The organism is Streptomyces sp. NPDC055140 (assembly GCF_053607285.1).
Window position 1 is genome coordinate 26,730 of record NZ_JBSGTG010000017.1, and the last position, 16,602, is coordinate 43,331.

Genomic DNA, 16,602 nt, shown 5'->3' on the forward strand with positions numbered 1-16,602 from the left:
CGAACGCCACCCCGACCCGGCGGTGTGCCAGGCGCCTCGCCGATGTGAAGAGGGCGCCCGGTGTTGCGGTGTCGGGGGTGGGTGTCTTCCTGGTCGGGATGTCGGCGCTGACGCGGTAGCCCTCCTCGTGCGGGCCCGCCTCGAATGAGCCGCCCAGTGCCGTGACGCCGGCCCGCAGGCCGATGAGGCCCGTACCGCTGCCCGCCGGGCCCGGGCGGTGCCGGGGGCGGCCGTTCGTGATTTCCACCGTCGTCCCGGTTTCGTTCTGCGTGTGTTCGACGGTGACAGGGGCTCCGGGAGCGTGTTTCGCCGCGTTCGTCAGTGCTTCCTGGATCACTCGGTAAGTGGTGCGGGTCGTGGCGTTCGTGGTGCGGGTCGTGGCGTTCGTGGTGCGGCTGGTGGCGTTGGTGTCTGTTCGGTGCAGTGTTACCGGGAGGCCTGAGTCCGCCGCTCTTTCGATCAGGGCCGCGATGCTTTCGCCCGGTGGCGCCAGAGGGGCCGGCTCGTCGTCCTCGCGCAGCAGGCCGACTATGCCGTGCAGGCGGTCCGTCGCGTCCGACGCCGCCGCGCGCAGTTCGGCCACCGCCGTGCGGTGCGCCTCGGCCATGCCCGGTGCTACCTGGAGCGCGCCCGCGCGCAATGCGATGAGGCTCAGTTCGTGGCCCAGTGAGTCGTGCATGTCCTGGGCGATCCTGGCCCGCTCCCGCAGCCTCGCGCGGTCGGCGATGATCCGGTGCTCGCGTTCCAGCTGCTCCGCCCGTGCCCAGCCCGCCGCGGTCAGCTCCCGGCTCTGGCGCCAGTAGCGGCCGATCAGCCAGGGGAAGACCGCGCCGAACAGCAGCGTGCCCATGAGGACCAGCCACTCGGCGGCCGGGTCGACCTGGCGTACCGCGATCTTGGCCGTGCCCGCCGCCGCCACCGCCGCGAACGAGAGCAGCCCGACACCCGTCGCCGTGCCCCGCAGGCCCAGCAGGAAGGCGAAGACCACCGGCGCGCAGCCGTACGAGAGCGTGAAGAGGGAGGGGGACGTCGCGATGCCCGGTGCGGCCGCGAGCAGGAACGCCGTCGCGGGCCAGGTGCGGTGCAGGGCTGTTGCGGCGGCCAGCACCGCGAGACCGGTGAGCTGCGCCCACAGCGGGCTTCGCTCCAGGCCGAGGCGCTCTGCGGCGGCGACGGGGACGGCCAGGGCGGCCCAGAACAAGGGGCCTGTGCTGCGGGCTGGAGGTCTCACGTCTTCCGAAGGTACAAGCGCCGGCCGGGTCGCCGCCCCTGCCGATCGTCAGGGTGGGCGTCAAGCGAGCGAGGCCGAGCCAACCCGTTTGCGTCACAACGTGGCCGCGCCGTTCCCGTTCCCCATGGCAGGATCGTCCTGCCATGACTGCGCCCACGAGCACCAGCACCGAGTCCCTGCACGCCCCCGTCATCGACTGGTTCGCGGAGAACGCCCGCGACCTGCCATGGCGCCGCCCCGACGCCGGTCCCTGGGGCGTGATGGTCAGCGAGTTCATGCTCCAGCAGACGCCGGTGAGCCGCGTCCTTCCCGTGTACGAGCAGTGGCTCGCTCGGTGGCCGCGCCCCGCCGATCTGGCCAAGGAGGCGCCCGGCGAGGCCGTGCGCGCCTGGGGCAGGCTCGGCTATCCCCGCCGCGCGCTGCGGCTGCACGGCGCCGCCGTCGCCATAACGGAGCGGCACAGCGGCGACGTACCGGCCGCTCACTCCCAGCTGCTCGCGCTGCCCGGCATCGGCGAGTACACGGCCGCCGCCGTGGCCTCCTTCGCGTACGGGCAGCGGCACGCCGTCCTCGACACGAACGTGCGGCGCGTGTTCGCGCGGGCCGTGAGCGGTGTGCAGTACCCGCCGACCGCCACGACCGCGGCCGAACGCAAGCTCGCCCGCGCCCTGTTGCCCGAGCAGGAGTCGACGGCCTCGCGCTGGGCCGCTGCCTCCATGGAGCTCGGCGCCCTCATCTGTACGGCGAAGAACGAGAGTTGCCACCGCTGCCCCATCGCCGCCCAGTGCGCGTGGCGGCTCGCCGGCAAGCCCGAGCACGTCGGTCCGCCGCGCCGCGGGCAGACGTACGCGGGCACGGACCGGCAGGTGCGCGGGAAGCTGCTCGCCGTGCTGCGGGAGGCCGTCTCGCCCGTTCCCCAGGCGGCGTTGGACCGCGTGTGGGACGAGCCGGTGCAGCGGGCGCGCGCCCTGGACGGGCTCGTCGCGGACGGGCTCGTGGAGCCGATGCCGGACGGCTTCTACCGGCTGCCGCTGAGCTGACGGGCATACGGGTTTACCCACGTCTTACGTCTGTTACACAACCGACGGACAGCCGTGCGCCCGCCGCAGGCTGAAGCGGACAACCCCGTGACAACGCCTCCGTAGCTTCTTCCCTGTACCGATCACCCACAGGTGACGGACAGGGAAAGCGCGAACGGTTCGCGAACGGGAGGCGGTTGGCATGGCGCACGGCGAGGTGCTCGAGTTCGAGGAGTACGTCCGCACTCGGCAGGACGCCCTGCTGCGCAGCGCCCGGCGCCTGGTGCCGGACCCCGTCGACGCCCAGGACCTGCTCCAGACGGCGCTGGTGCGGACGTTCGGCCGCTGGGACGGCATAGCCGACAAGCGTCTCGCCGACGCCTATCTGCGCCGCGTCATGATCAATACGCGTACGGAGTGGTGGCGCGCCCGCAAGCTCGAAGAGGTGCCCACCGAGCAGCTGCCCGACGCGAGCATCGACGACTCGACCGAGCAGCACGCCGACCGCGCGCTCCTCATGGACATCATGAAGGTGCTGGCTCCCAAGCAGCGCAGCGTCGTGGTGCTGCGACACTGGGAGCAGATGTCCACAGAGGAGACGGCCGCCGCCCTCGGCATGTCGGCCGGAACCGTGAAGAGCACGCTGCACCGGGCGCTGGCCCGGCTCCGTGAGGAGCTGGAGAGCCGGGACCGCCACGAGTCCGGCCACCGCGTGCTCGAACGGGAGGAGACGGAGCGTTGCGCGGCCTAGGCATACGTGCCGGTCGGGTCCTGAAGGCGGGGAGTACGGCGGTGGCCGCGCTCGCCGCCACCGGCCTTTTCCTCGGCGCCCTCACGGCCTGCTCGGCCGGCGGCACCGGCGCCCGCGACGAAGGGCCCGCCCGCTCCGACCCGGGGCCCTCGGCCGCCCCGAAAGCCGTGTCGTCCTCCCCGGCCTCCCCTGCGCCCAAGACGGTGAACGCGGTCCGGCTCGTCAAGGACGACCCGGCGGTGAGCACGGAGGTCAAGCGCGACCTCAAGCCCTGCGTGGGGCACGAGTACCCGGTTGACGTGTCCTACGGGAACCTGACGGGGAACACGTCGAGCGACGTCGTGGTCAATGTCATGACCTGCGGAGACGCCGTCAGCATCGGCAGCTACGTGTACCGCGACACCGGCGGGAAGTACGAGAACGTCTTCAAGGCCGAGGAGCCTCCGGTGTACGCGGAGATAGACCGGGGCGACCTCGTCGTCACCAAGCAGGTGTACGAGAAGGGCGACTCCGTGGCGTATCCCTCGGGTGAGGACGTCCTGACGTACCGCTGGACCACCGGCCGGTTCGTCGAGCAGGCCAGGACGCACAACGACTACAGCAACGCGGTGAACGGGGACACGCCCGAGCCGTCCGACAACTGAGCGGCGGGCCGGGCAGCCCCGACCATGCAGATGACGGACCAGACCACTTTTCGGACGACGTATCAGGAGCAGCGGATTCGGATGGCAGAGCACACCCACGTCCTCTTCGTCGAGGACGACGACGTCATCCGCGAGGCCACCCAGCTCGCCCTCGAGCGGGACGGCTTCGTGGTCACGGCCATGCCGGACGGCCTCGCGGGCCTGGAGGCGTTCCGCGCGAACCGGCCCGACATCGCGCTGCTCGACGTGATGGTGCCGGGCCTGGACGGCGTGAGCCTGTGCCGCCGCATCCGTGACGAGTCCACCGTCCCCGTGATCATGCTGTCGGCGCGGGCCGACTCGATCGACGTGGTGCTCGGCCTGGAGGCCGGCGCGGACGACTACGTGACCAAGCCGTTCGACGGGGCCGTCCTCGTGGCGCGGATCCGGGCCGTCCTGCGGCGCTTCGGGCACGCGAGCGGGTCGGCGTCCGGCGCGGCGCCGGCCGTCCCTGACGACTCCGGCGCGACCGGCAGTGTCCTGCACTTCGGTGATCTGGAGATCGACACCGAGGGCATGGAGGTCCGCAAGGACGGGGCCACGGTCGCGCTGACACCGACCGAGATGCGGCTGCTCCTGGAGTTCTCGTCCGCGCCCGGCACGGTCCTCTCCCGCGACAAGCTCCTCGAACGCGTGTGGGACTACGGCTGGGGCGGGGACACCCGCGTCGTCGACGTCCATGTGCAGCGGCTGCGCACGAAGATCGGCCAGGACCGGATCGAAACGGTCCGCGGCTTCGGCTACAAGCTCAAGGCCTGACGGGCCGTGCTGGGGCGGGGTGTCGTGCCGGGGCGGGGTGTCGTGTCAGGACCGGGTGGCTTGTCCGGGCCGGTTGTCCGGACGACCGTTTGCCCGGTCGGTACGTGTGCCGGCCGGGTCATTCACTGTCCGACGAGGAACGGGATCGGGATATGAGGGGGGCCGCCGCGACCGTGCGCGCCCGGCTCGGGCAGCCACTGCGGCTGCCGCTGAGACGGCTGCGCCCGGTGCTGCACACCGGGGTCCGCTGGAAGATCAGCGTCGCCATCGCCCTGGTGGGGGCGCTCGTCGCCGTCGCCCTGAGCCTGGTCGTGCACAACGCGGCGCGCGTCTCGATGCTCGACAACGCGCGCGACGTGCAGGACGAACGCATCCAGTTCGTGGCGCGCCAGTACGAGGCCACCGGGCGCGGCCTCCCCGTCGGCTTCAAGGTCGACGACCCGGGCATACCCCGTGACCTGCGCAAGAAGGCGATGGCCGGGCGGCGCGCCACTTTCGTCTCCGAACAGGCCGGCGGCGTACCCGACATCTGGGCCGCGGTCCCGCTCGGCGACGGGCGCCTGCTGTCCGTGCACACCCGCTTCACCGACCGCAGCGCCACCGTCATGAAGGACCTCGACCAGGCCCTGATCATCGGCTCGATCTCGGTGGTCTTCGGCGGGTGCGCCCTCGGCGTGCTCATCGGCGGCCAGGTGTCACGGCGCCTGCGCAAGGCGGCTTCCGCGGCCAGGGAGGTCGCGCAGGGGCGGACCGACGTACGGGTCGGGGACGCCATCGGCGGCGTCGTACGCGACGAGACCGACGATCTCGCACAGGCCGTCGACGCGATGGCCGACGCCCTGAAGCAGCGCCTCGAGGCCGAGCGCCGGGTCACCGCGGACATCGCGCACGAGCTGCGTACGCCGGTGACCGGACTGCTCACCGCGGCCGAGCTGCTGCCGCCCGGACGCCCGAGCGAGCTGGTCAAGGACCGGGCCCAGGCGATGCGCACCCTCGTCGAGGACGTGCTCGAAGTGGCGCGTCTGGACAGTGCGGCCGAGCGCGCCGAGCTCCAGGACCTGCTGCTGGGCGAGTTCGTGACGCGGCGGGTCGGCGCGCGCCACGCGGACGTACGGGTGAGCGTGGTGCACGAGTCGGAGGTCACCACCGACCCGCGCCGCCTCGAACGCATCCTCTTCAACCTCCTCGCCAACGCCGCGAAGCACGGCAAGCCGCCGGTCGAGGTCAGCGTCGAGGGCCGGGTGGTGCGCGTGCGCGATCACGGACCCGGGTTCCCGGAGGAGCTGCTCGACGAGGGGCCGAGCCGCTTCCGTACGGGCGCGGCGGACCGCGCGGGCCATGGGCACGGTCTCGGTCTGACGATCGCCGCGGGTCAGGCGCGCGTGCTCGGAGCCCGCCTTACGTTCCGCAACGTGCGCCCGCCGGGCGCTCCTTCAAAGACTCCGTCCGAGGGCGCGGTCGCGGTGCTGTGGCTGCCGGAGCACGCGCCGACGAACACGGGAAGCTTCCCGATGCTGCGCCTGCCGGACTGAGGGCGGCTCCGAACGAGAGGCCCTAGCTGGTGGCCCACTCCTTGTCGAGGTCGAGCCCCTCGTTCCGCTGCGTGAACGAGAACCAGTTCCCGGAGTCGTCGCGGAAGATCGCCTCGGTCCCGTACGGGCGCTCCTGCGGCTCCTGGAGGAACTGCACCCCGCGCTCCTTGAGCCGCTCGTAGTCCCCGTGGATGTCGTCCGTGACCAGGACGCCGGCCCCGAGAATGCCCTTGGAGACCAGCTTCTTCACCGCCTCGGCCGACTCGGGGTCCATCGCGGGCACCCCGGGCACCATCAGCGTCAGCTCGACGTCCGGCTGGTCCTTGGCGCCCACGGTCAGCCAGCGCATACCGCCCTCGCCCATGGTCATGTCCGTACGCACCTGGAGCCCCAGCTTCTCGGTGTAGAACTCCTTGGCCCTGTCCTGGTCGAGAACCCAGACGGTGGAAATGGCGAGTCCCTTGATCATGATGCGCTCCGCTGTGGTCGGGACACGTGCCGGGGAATCCGGCCGTGCCCTGTCACCGTAGGCAGTCACCCCCCGCTCCCGCTTCTCCAGAATTGCGCTCCTCGGCTGCCCCCTGACCCGCACTCCCGGACGGCCCCCTGCCGGGGAAGCCGCCGGCCCACAACATCGCGTAGCACCCGGGAATGAGCGCCGCCCCGCGCCCCACGTGTTTCGCCCGGTACTCGCTCGGTGTCAGGCCCGTCTGTCTCTTGAACCGGGACGAGAACGTGCCCAGGCTGCTGAACCCCACGAGGCCGCAGATCTCCGTGACCGACAGGTCCGCCGATCTCAGCATCTCCTCGGCCCGCTCGATCCGACGGCGCGTCAGATACTGCCCCGGCGTCTCCCCGTACGCCTCCTTGAAGCACCGGACGAAGTGGTAACGCGAATAACCGGCATGGGCCGCCACCGCGTCCAGATCGAGCTCCGCCTCGGCCCAGTCGCGGTCCATCGCGTCCTTCGCGAGCCGCAGCTGCCGCAATTTCTCCACGCCACCGATGCTGGCACGCCCCACTGACAACGCGGCCGCCCCGGCTGACGACGGCCCCGGCACGGCGAAGGCCCCCGGTGCACGTCAGCGCACCGGGGGCCTTCAGAAAGCCGAGGAGGATCGGGACGACCCGCTCAGACGGTCTCGGAGACCGTCCTGCCGTCCGCCGCGGCGTCCCCTGCCGCGACCCCCTCGACCGGCTTCGCGTCGGCCGTGGCCGTACCGTTCGCAGCCGCGTCGGCCGTAGCCGTACCGGCCTTGGCCATGTCGACCGGCTGCGCGTCCGCCGGACCCGCGACCTCGGGAGAGCTCGACGCCTCCTTGGCGGGGCCCGCGCCCCGCAGCGGCACCTCCTTCACGAAGACCGCCGCGATCAGCGCCACCACCGCGATGACCGAGCCGAGCAGGAACGCCGAGTGCGTACCGGCCGATACCGCGTGCAGGTAGGCGTCGCGCACCACGTCCGGCAGCTTGGCCAGGCCTTCGGCCGTCAGCTGCGTGGAATGCTCCGCGACCTTGCCGCCCATCGCCCCGGCCCGCTCGGCCATCACGTCCTGGACGCGGTTGTTGAAGATCGCGCCCATGATCGCGACGCCGAAGGAGGAGCCGAGCGTACGGAACAGGGTCGTGGAGGACGAGGCGACGCCCATGTCCTTCATGTCGACGCTGTTCTGCGCGACCAGCATCGTGATCTGCATCAGGCAGCCCATACCCGCGCCGAGCACGGCCATGAACAGGCCGGACGTGAGCCGTGTGGTCTCCGTGTCCATCTGCGCGAGCAGGAACAGTCCGGCCACCATCAGGACGCTGCCGACCAGCGGGAACACCTTGTACCGGCCGGTGTTGGTGGTGACCCGGCCCGCGATGAGCGAGACGACCATCATCGAGAGCAGCATCGGCAGGAGCAGCAGACCGGAGTTGGTCGCGTTCGCGCCCTGCACGGTCTGCTGGTAGAGCGGCAGGAAGAGCACGGCGCCGAACATCACGAAGCCGGTGACGAAGCCGATGAGGGACATGACCGTGAAGTTGCGGCTGCGGAAGATGTGCAACGGCATGATCGGCTCGGCCGCCTTCGTCTGCACGAAGAGGAAGCCGACGAGCGCGGCGACACCGATCGCGGCGAGCTCCATGATCACGGCGGAACCCCAGGCGTACTGCGAGCCGCCCCAGGTCGTCACGAGCACGATCGACGTGATGCCGACGGTGAGCAGCGCGGCGCCAAGGTAGTCGATCTTCCCCTTGGAGCGCTTCTTCGGCAGGTGCAGGACCGCGCTGACCATGGCGAGGGCGACAATGCCGAGCGGCAGGTTTATGTAGAAGGACCAGCGCCAGCCCCAGTTGTCGGTGATGGCGCCGCCGACGAGCGGTCCGCCGATCATGGCGAGCGCCATGACGCCGGCCATCATGCCCTGGTACTTGCCGCGCTCCCGCGGCGGAATCAGGTCACCGATGATGGCCATGACGCCGACCATCAGACCACCGGCGCCGAGACCCTGGATCGCGCGGAACGCGATGAGCTGGTTCATGTCCTGGGCCATGCCGCTGAGCCCGGAGCCGATCAGGAAGATCACGATCGAGGTCAGGAAGGCGCCCTTCCTGCCGTACATGTCGCCGACCTTGCCCCAGATGGGGGTCGAGGCGGCGGTCGCGAGCGTGTACGCGGTCACGACCCACGAGAGATGTTCGAGGCCGCCCAGGTCGCCGACGATCGTGGGCATCGCGGTGCCCACGATCATGTTGTCGAGCATCGCGAGCAGCATCGCGATCATCAACGCCATCAGGACTACGCGCACACTGCGCGGCTGCCGCTCCTTGGTGGCCGCCGCGCCGCCCCCGCCGGTGTCCACCGCCACTGTTCCGGTCTCCGCCATGATCCCCACTCCCCAGTTGCTCACTCGCCGCTACTTACTTGCCGCCCGGCAAGTTGACTACACTGAGGGAAGATAGAGCGCTAACTAGCCGGGCGTCAAGTAAGTTTTCGCCCAAGGCCCGCCACCAGCACGAAGGAGCAGCCACAGATGGGCAGCAGCAAGCAGCGCCGCGGGAACACGCGGCAGCGCATCCAGGACGTGGCGCTGGAACTGTTCGCCGAGCGGGGCTACGAGAAGACCTCGCTGCGCGAGATCGCCGAGCACCTCGACGTCACCAAGGCGGCGCTCTACTACCACTTCAAGACCAAGGAAGACATCGTCGTCAGCCTCTTCGAGGACCTGACGCGGCCCATCGACGAGCTGATCGAGTGGGGCCGGGAGCAGCCCAACACCCTGGAGACCAAGCAGGAGCTCATGGACCGCTACAGCCTGGCGCTGCACGGGGCGGGGCCGCTGTTCCGCTTCATGCAGGAGAACCAGGCGACCATGCGCGAGCTGAGCATCGGCGAGCTCTTCAAGGACCGCATGAAGGCGCTCCTCGACCAGCTCCTGCCGGAGGACGCCACCCTGACCGAGCGGGTCCGCTGCTTCAGCGCGATCTTCTCGATGCACGCGGGCCTGTTCGTCCTCAAGGACGTCGAAGGCGACCCCGAGGAGAAGCGCAAGGCCATCCTCGAGGTCGCCACCGATCTCGTCACCCAGGCACAGCGGGACGCCTGAGTTCTGTCATGCGGTTGTGCTTCCTGTGCGGGTGAGCTCATCCACGCGGATGGGCTCGCTCACGCAGCAGGTCAGACGGCGACGCCCATCGACTTCAGGAAGTTGACCGGGTTGACCGCGGAACCGTAGTTCGGGGTCGTGCGGATCTCGAAGTGCAGGTGCGGGCCGCTGGAGTTACCGGTGTTACCGGAGAGCGCGATGTGCTGACCGGTGGAGACCGTCTGGCCGATGCGCACGTCGATGCGGGACAGGTGCGCGTACTGCGAGTACGTGCCGTTGCCGTGCTTGATCACGACGGCGTTGCCGTACGCCGGGCCGTCGCCGCCGCCGTAGGGGCCGGCCTTGACGACGGTGCCGCTGTGGGCGGCCATGACGTTCGTGCCGATCGGCACGGCGAAGTCCTGGCCGGAGTGCTTGTGCGACCACATGTTGCCGCCGAGGCCGAAGCCCGCGGACAGCTTGTAGCTCTTGACCGGGTCTATCCAGCTGACGGCCTTCTTCGCCGCGGCCTTCTTGACCTGCGCGGCGTGCACCTTGGCCTGCTCGGCGGCCTTGGCCTGGGCCTTGGCCTGCGCCTGGACCGAAGCGGCAGCCACGCTGGGCAGCGCGACGGTTCCCTGAGTGCTTTCGGCGGCGACCGCGGCCCCTGCACCCAGCAGCGCCGTGGCTCCCATGGCGGCGGTGACGACGGCCGCCCGAGTACGGAGCAGGGACGAGCCGGAAGAAAGAGTCATGGTGCGCTTCGACATTCGGGGATTACCTCCGCGTTGATGACAGGAGCAGACCGGCACTCGTTGGTGACGTGCCGGGCTGGCTGTTCATTGGTAACCCGGGACCCCATCTCGACTCAAAGGCCCCATCTACTACCCAAAGCCGTACCAAAAGGTCGGGACTTCGACCTCTTGACAGCCCCCGAAGACCCCCTGCGATCTGTCGGTTTTATGCCTCGATTCCAGGTTTAGGGGCACTTCACGCCCTTGCGCCCCGGGGCCCCACCGGCCGCACGCCCTACCGATCCAAGAAACGGACATTTCGGTAGAACCTGTCGATGCCGCAATAACCCCCCATCCTTGCAACGCATCCACTATTGCGGCTAGTACCGGACAAAACGCCTGTGCGCCATGTCACCGGGAGGCAAGATCCAGAGCCCCGCGAATGTGACGCGGGCTACGCTGAAGCGCCTGGTTTCACGGCCTTTCGGGGGGAAGCGCAGATGGATCCCGCAGTCCTCGGCACCCGCCTGGCGTCGAGCGTGCTCTCGCCTCTGGTGAAGCAGCTCCTCACCCGTGACGGCCCCGGCGCGGGCCTGGTGGACAAGCCCGTACGCCTCTCGGGCCTCGTCACCTTCCGCGGCGAGAAGCGGGCCCTCGGGGAGAAGGAGGTCGGGCACCTCGCCGCCCGTCTGGTGCGGGAGGCCGTGCAGTCCCCGGGCGAGCCGCCGTTCCCCGCGGACGAGCAGGAGGCGGTCACGGCCGCCCTCGCCCGCAGGCTCCTCGCCCTCGGCGACCTGGACATGGACGACGTCCAGGCGGTCCGCCTCGGCCACCGGCAGCTGGCCCGCACCCTGCGCGAGGCGGCCCCCTCGCCCGGCCTCACCACCGACGCCGCCTACTTCCTCGACTCGGTCACCGAGTGGGCCTGCCTGCACATCCTGCACTTCTTCACCCAGCGCTCCACGTTCGTGGCCCGCACCCTGGTCGAGCAGAGCCGCGCCCAGTCCGAGCTGATCGCCAAGGTGGACGCGCTGATCACGCGCACCCCACCGCGCGACGGGCAGGACACCGCCTTCGAGGCTCGCTACCGCGCCCACCTCGCGGAGCGCCACAACCGCGTCACCATCTTCGGCCTCGACCTGCGCGACTCCCCCGACGCCTGGCCCCTCGACGTCGCCTACCTGAGCCTCGAAGCCACCCGCGAGACCGGCCCCGAGGACGCGCACGGCGGGCCCCAGGGAGCGACGACGGTCCAGGTCAGGGCCGAGGACGCGTTCGACGGCCACGACCGGGTCCTGCTGCGCGGCGAGGCGGGCTCCGGCAAGACGACCCTCATCCAATGGCTGGCGATCACCACCACGGGCCGTATCCCCTACGTGCTGCCGCTGCGCACCCTGATCCGCGCCGCGGGGCTCCCCTCTCCCGCCGCCTTCCTCGCCTCCGCCGACTGCCCGCACACCCCGCCGGACGGCTGGGCCGAGCGCGTCCTGACGGCGGGGCGCGGCCTCGTGCTGGTCGACGGCCTGGACGAGGTCCCCTCGGCCGACCGGCCCCGCGTGCGCGACTGGCTGCTCGGCCTCGTCCGCGCCTTCCCAGGCAACCGCTGGCTGCTCACCGCCCGCCCCACCGCCGTGCGCTCCGACTGGCTGGCCGGGGGCGCGTTCGCCGAGCTGTCCCTCGCCCCCATGGGCCGCCAGGCGGTCGGCGCGTTCGTACGGCGCTGGCACGCGGCCGCCGGCGCGGCCGAGCACGAGGAACAGCTCCTGGACGCCCTGCGCGCCAAGCCGGACCTGTCGCTCCTGGCGACCAACCCCCTCATGTGCGGGATGATCTGCGCCCTCCACCGCGCGCGCCGCGGCTATCTCCCGCCGCGCCGCAAGGCCCTGTATGACGCCGCACTCCAGATGATCCTCACCGACCGCGACCGCCAGCGCGGCATGGGCGGCCTCGACGGCATCGAACTCGACACCGAGGACCAGACCGAACTCCTCCAGCGCCTCGCCTACGCCCTGGTGCTCGCGGGCCGCACCGAGATGGACGAGGCCACCGCGCTCACCCTCCTCGAACGCGCCCTGCCCTCCGTCCCTGACGCCGCGCGCCAGGGCGACGCCCCCACGATCCTGCGCCATCTCCTGCTGCGCAGCGGCGTCCTTCGCAGCCCCGCCCCGCAGGTGGTCGACTTCGCGCACCGGACCTTCCTCGACCACCTGGGCGCGCGGTACGCGGTCGAGGAGGGCCACCTCGACGTCCTGCTCGGCCACGCAAGCGACACGCAGTGGGAGGACGTCGTACGGATGGCCGTGGCCCACGCCCGTACCCGCGAGCGGACGACGCTACTACGGGGCCTGCTGGCCGTGGACAGCCCGCGCGTGACCCTCCTCGCGCTGGCGAGCCTTCAGGACGCCTCGGCGGTCGAACAGGAGGTCCTCGAAGAGGTACGGGAACGGGCCGCCGCCCTCATCCCGCCCCGGACACCCCAGGAGGCCGAAGAGCTCGCGCAGGCGGGCCTGTTCGTCCTCGAACTCCTCCCCGGCCCAAAGGGCCTGACGGACGATGAGGCCCACGCGGTGGTGACCACGGCCTCCCGCCTGGGCCACGAGGGCTCCCTGCCGGTCCTGAAGCGCTTCCGTGCCCACACATCACTCGACGTACGACGCCAACTCGTCGGCACCTGGCGGAGGTTCGACGCCCAGGAGTACGCGAACGAGGTGCTCGCGCATGTGGGGCGGGAGGGGCTCGACCTGACCGTCACGAGCGAGGAGCAGGTACGGGCGATGTGGACGATGCCGCCGTGGCTGCGGGTCGACCTCAGCGGGGAGTATCCGCTCGACGCGTTCATGGGAGCGCTGGACCCCGACGCCGCCCAGCACTTGACCCTCCGCAGCAACCCCCACATACAGGACATGCGGGCCCTGCACGCGCTGCCCTCGCTCACCTTCCTGTCCCTGATGTACTGCCCAGAGGTCCGCGACCTGGCGCCCCTCGCCGAGATGCGGCTACGGCATCTGTCGGTGATCGACCTGCCCGCGCTGCCGGCCCTCACCGGCCTGTCCCGGGTGACCAGCCTTTCCTCGCTCAGCGTCGTCCAGCCGGTCCCCGGCGACTCGCTCGCCGCGTTCCTGCCGGTCGGGGCGCCGCTCGACCAGCTCATCCTCGGCCGAGGCGCCACGGAGACCACCGGACTCAACGGCCTGGCCGCGTTCCCCGAGCTGACCTGGCTGAACCTGTCCAGCGATGCGGCCGCGCTCGGCCCACGCGACTGGGAACAGCTCGCCCGGCACCCCGCGCTCACCCGCCTCTCCCTCGGTGGCCGGCTCCTGCCACCGCACGGCCCGGCCACCGAGCTGACGGGCGTCCGCGTCCTCTCCCTCCACCTGGAGGCGGGAACCGAGAAGCACGTCTCCCGATTCGCCCCCGCCGTCCCGTACGCGGACGACGTGCGCCTCTTCTTCGCCGAGGACGCCGCACCGGCCGCCGACGAGGTGTACGCCGGCCTCTTCCCGCAAGCCGAGGTCACCGTCCACCGCTGGGGTCGCTGAATCACGGGAGCACGGCAAAGGGGCTGCCCGAGGACCGAAGTCCTGGGGCAGCCCCTTCGTCTCAGCGCATCCCCGAAGGGTTACGCCTCCTTGCTCAGATTCGGCCCGGCTCCGCCGGCCGCCTGCTCGATCGGCGGGACGTCCGGCAGCGCAGACTTCTCCTCGCCGCGGAAGGTGAACGTCTTGGCGTCACCCTCGCCCTCCGTGTCGACGACCACGATGTGGCCCGGACGCAGCTCACCGAAGAGGATCTTCTCGGAGAGCGAGTCCTCGATCTCGCGCTGGATCGTGCGTCGCAGCGGACGCGCGCCGAGCACGGGGTCGTAACCCTTCTTGGCCAGCAGGTCCTTCGCGGACTGGCTGAGCTCGATGCCCATGTCCCGGTCCTTGAGGCGCTCGTCGACCTTGCCGATCATCAGGTCGACGATCTGCAGGATGTCGTCCTGGGTCAGCTGCGGGAAGACGACGACGTCGTCCACGCGGTTGAGGAACTCGGGACGGAAGTGCTGCTTGAGCTCGTCCGAGACCTTGTTCTTCATCCGCTCGTAGTTGGACTTCGTGTCACCCGTGGCCGCGAAGCCCAGGTTGAAGCCCTTCGAGATGTCCCGCGTGCCGAGGTTGGTCGTCATGATGATGACCGTGTTCTTGAAGTCCACGACCCGGCCCTGGGAGTCGGTCAGGCGACCGTCCTCCAGGATCTGCAGCAACGAGTTGAAGATGTCCGGGTGGGCCTTCTCGACCTCGTCGAAGAGAACCACCGAGAACGGCTTGCGCCGCACCTTCTCCGTCAGCTGGCCGCCCTCTTCGTAGCCCACATAACCGGGGGGCGAACCGAAGAGACGCGAGACCGTGTGCTTCTCGCTGAACTCCGACATGTCGAGGGAGATCAGCGCGTCCTCGTCACCGAAGAGGAACTCGGCGAGCGCCTTGGACAGCTCGGTCTTACCGACACCGGACGGGCCCGCGAAGATGAACGAGCCACCGGGGCGCTTCGGGTCCTTCAGACCGGCACGCGTACGGCGGATCGCCTTCGAGAGCGCCTTGACGGCGTCCTTCTGACCGATGACGCGCTTGTGGAGCTCGTCCTCCATGCGCAGCAGACGCGAGGACTCCTCCTCGGTCAGCTTGAAGACGGGAATGCCGGTCGCGGTCGCGAGGACCTCGGCGATCAGCTCGCCGTCGACCTCGGCGACGACGTCCATGTCGCCGGCCTTCCACTCCTTCTCGCGCTTGGCCTTCGCCGCCAGCAGCTGCTTCTCCTTGTCGCGGAGCGAAGCTGCCTTCTCGAAGTCCTGGGAGTCGATGGCCGACTCCTTGTCACGGCGCACGCCCGCGATCTTCTCGTCGAACTCGCGGAGGTCCGGCGGCGCGGTCATCCGGCGGATGCGCATCCGGGAACCGGCCTCGTCGATCAGGTCGATCGCCTTGTCCGGCAGGAAGCGGTCCGAGATGTACCGGTCGGCCAGCGTCGCAGCCTGCACGAGGGCCTCGTCCGTGATGGAGACGCGGTGGTGTGCCTCGTAGCGGTCGCGCAGACCCTTGAGGATCTCGATCGTGTGCGGCAGCGACGGCTCCGCGACCTGGATCGGCTGGAAGCGGCGCTCGAGGGCGGCGTCCTTCTCCAGGTGCTTGCGGTACTCGTCGAGCGTGGTCGCACCGATGGTCTGGAGCTCACCACGGGCCAGCATCGGCTTCAGGATCGAGGCGGCGTCGATGGCGCCCTCGGCGGCACCCGCACCGACCAGCGTGTGCAGCTCGTCGATGAACAGGATGATGTCGCCGCGGGTGCGGATCTCCTTGAGGACCTTCTTCAGGCGTTCCTCGAAGTCACCGCGGTAGCGGGAACCGGCGACCAGCGCGCCCAGGTCGAGGGTGTAGAGGTGCTTGTCCTTGAGGGTCTCGGGCACCTCGCCCTTGACGATGGCCTGCGCGAGGCCCTCGACGACGGCGGTCTTGCCGACGCCGGGCTCGCCGATGAGGACCGGGTTGTTCTTCGTGCGGCGGGACAGCACCTGCATGACCCGCTCGATCTCCTTCTCGCGCCCGATGACCGGGTCGAGCTTGGATTCGCGGGCGGCCTGCGTGAGGTTCCGGCCGAACTGGTCGAGGACCAGGGACGTGGAGGGCGTGCCCTCGGCAGGACCGCCACTGGCGCCGGCGGTCTCCTTGCCCTGGTAGCCGGAGAGCAGCTGGATGACCTGCTGCCGCACCCGATTGAGATCGGCGCCCAGCTTGACCAGGACCTGGGCGGCGACGCCCTCGCCCTCACGGATCAGGCCGAGCAGGATGTGCTCCGTGCCGATGTAGTTGTGACCCAGCTGAAGCGCCTCGCGGAGCGACAGCTCCAGGACCTTCTTGGCACGGGGGGTGAAGGGGATGTGCCCGGACGGGGCCTGCTGGCCCTGGCCGATGATCTCCTCCACCTGCTGGCGGACCGCCTCGAGCGAAATCCCGAGGCTCTCCAGGGCCTTAGCGGCGACACCCTCACCCTCATGGATCAGGCCCAGGAGGATGTGCTCGGTGCCGATGTAGTTGTGGTTGAGCATCCGGGCTTCTTCCTGAGCCAGGACGACAACCCGCCGCGCGCGGTCGGTGAACCTCTCGAACATCGTTAATCGCTCCTCAGAGCGGTCAGGCAGTAAGGGGACGCTCCCCTCCCTGTCCTTCCGCAGCTTAGTCCCGCAAGCGGGGACCGCTCATTCCAACTGCCGACACCCGGACCCCATCTCGGAGGTTCTCCTGACCCGAACGCCGACACCTGCTCCAACACCGATGGTGCGAGACGA

Annotated in this window: 12 protein-coding genes and 1 pseudogene; 7 read left to right on the forward strand and 6 right to left on the reverse strand. The window is 70.1% G+C overall.

The window, feature by feature from the left end; all coding sequences use genetic code 11:
- Positions 1–565 precede the first annotated feature (565 nt).
- A pseudogene (locus ACWFR4_RS28475) lies at positions 566–850 on the reverse strand (histidine kinase); the annotation flags it as partial.
- A gap of 524 nt (positions 851–1,374) precedes the next feature.
- Here ACWFR4_RS28475 and ACWFR4_RS28480 point away from each other — a divergent pair.
- The 5 genes from ACWFR4_RS28480 (at position 1,375) to cseC (ending at position 5,975) form a co-directional block, all read left to right on the forward strand.
- Positions 1,375–2,271: an A/G-specific adenine glycosylase gene (locus ACWFR4_RS28480; RefSeq protein WP_453458837.1), complete on the forward strand. Its 897-nt coding sequence runs from the start codon at positions 1,375–1,377 to the stop codon at positions 2,269–2,271.
- Between the two features lie 181 nt (positions 2,272–2,452).
- Positions 2,453–3,001, forward strand: a complete 549-nt coding sequence (locus ACWFR4_RS28485) for a SigE family RNA polymerase sigma factor (RefSeq protein ID WP_116511432.1) — start codon at positions 2,453–2,455, stop codon at positions 2,999–3,001.
- Positions 2,989–3,645 carry a hypothetical protein gene (locus tag ACWFR4_RS28490; protein WP_453458834.1) on the forward strand — a complete coding sequence of 219 codons (657 nt, stop codon included), beginning with the start codon at positions 2,989–2,991 and terminating at the stop codon, positions 3,643–3,645. Before ACWFR4_RS28485 ends, ACWFR4_RS28490 begins: the two co-directional genes overlap by 13 nt.
- 81 nt (positions 3,646–3,726) lie before the next feature.
- Complete coding sequence (cseB, locus tag ACWFR4_RS28495; RefSeq protein ID WP_366121611.1) at positions 3,727–4,443, forward strand: two-component system response regulator CseB; 717 nt, start codon at positions 3,727–3,729, stop codon at positions 4,441–4,443.
- Positions 4,444–4,595: 152 nt separating this feature from the next.
- A complete protein-coding gene (gene cseC / locus ACWFR4_RS28500) occupies positions 4,596–5,975 on the forward strand; it encodes a two-component system sensor histidine kinase CseC (RefSeq protein WP_453458831.1) in 1,380 nt (459 codons plus the stop codon).
- A 22-nt stretch (positions 5,976–5,997) separates the two neighbouring features.
- Here the strand turns inward: cseC and ACWFR4_RS28505 are convergent, their stop codons facing one another.
- From ACWFR4_RS28505 to ACWFR4_RS28515, 3 genes are all read right to left on the reverse strand, one after another.
- Complete coding sequence (locus tag ACWFR4_RS28505) at positions 5,998–6,444, reverse strand: VOC family protein (protein WP_453458828.1); 447 nt, start codon at positions 6,442–6,444, stop codon at positions 5,998–6,000.
- Positions 6,445–6,496: 52 nt separating this feature from the next.
- The gene (locus tag ACWFR4_RS28510) at positions 6,497–6,934 is read right to left on the reverse strand and encodes a helix-turn-helix transcriptional regulator (RefSeq protein ID WP_453458869.1); all 438 of its coding nucleotides are present in this window, start codon (positions 6,932–6,934) and stop codon (positions 6,497–6,499) included.
- A 173-nt stretch (positions 6,935–7,107) separates the two neighbouring features.
- Complete coding sequence (locus ACWFR4_RS28515) at positions 7,108–8,844, reverse strand: MDR family MFS transporter (RefSeq protein ID WP_453655188.1); 1,737 nt, start codon at positions 8,842–8,844, stop codon at positions 7,108–7,110.
- A 147-nt stretch (positions 8,845–8,991) separates the two neighbouring features.
- Between ACWFR4_RS28515 and ACWFR4_RS28520 the strand changes: the two genes are divergently transcribed.
- Positions 8,992–9,564, forward strand: coding sequence for a TetR/AcrR family transcriptional regulator (locus ACWFR4_RS28520; RefSeq protein ID WP_453458822.1), 573 nt, complete (start codon positions 8,992–8,994; stop codon positions 9,562–9,564).
- Between the two features lie 71 nt (positions 9,565–9,635).
- Here the strand turns inward: ACWFR4_RS28520 and ACWFR4_RS28525 are convergent, their stop codons facing one another.
- A complete protein-coding gene (locus ACWFR4_RS28525; RefSeq protein WP_453458819.1) occupies positions 9,636–10,313 on the reverse strand; it encodes a M23 family metallopeptidase in 678 nt (225 codons plus the stop codon).
- Positions 10,314–10,777: 464 nt separating this feature from the next.
- Between ACWFR4_RS28525 and ACWFR4_RS28530 the strand changes: the two genes are divergently transcribed.
- Complete coding sequence (locus ACWFR4_RS28530) at positions 10,778–13,816, forward strand: NACHT domain-containing protein (protein WP_453655190.1); 3,039 nt, start codon at positions 10,778–10,780, stop codon at positions 13,814–13,816.
- An 80-nt stretch (positions 13,817–13,896) separates the two neighbouring features.
- Here ACWFR4_RS28530 and ACWFR4_RS28535 read toward each other — a convergent pair whose 3' ends face one another.
- Positions 13,897–16,425: an ATP-dependent Clp protease ATP-binding subunit gene (locus ACWFR4_RS28535; RefSeq protein WP_453458814.1), complete on the reverse strand. Its 2,529-nt coding sequence runs from the start codon at positions 16,423–16,425 to the stop codon at positions 13,897–13,899.
- Between the last annotated feature and the right edge of the window lie 177 nt (positions 16,426–16,602).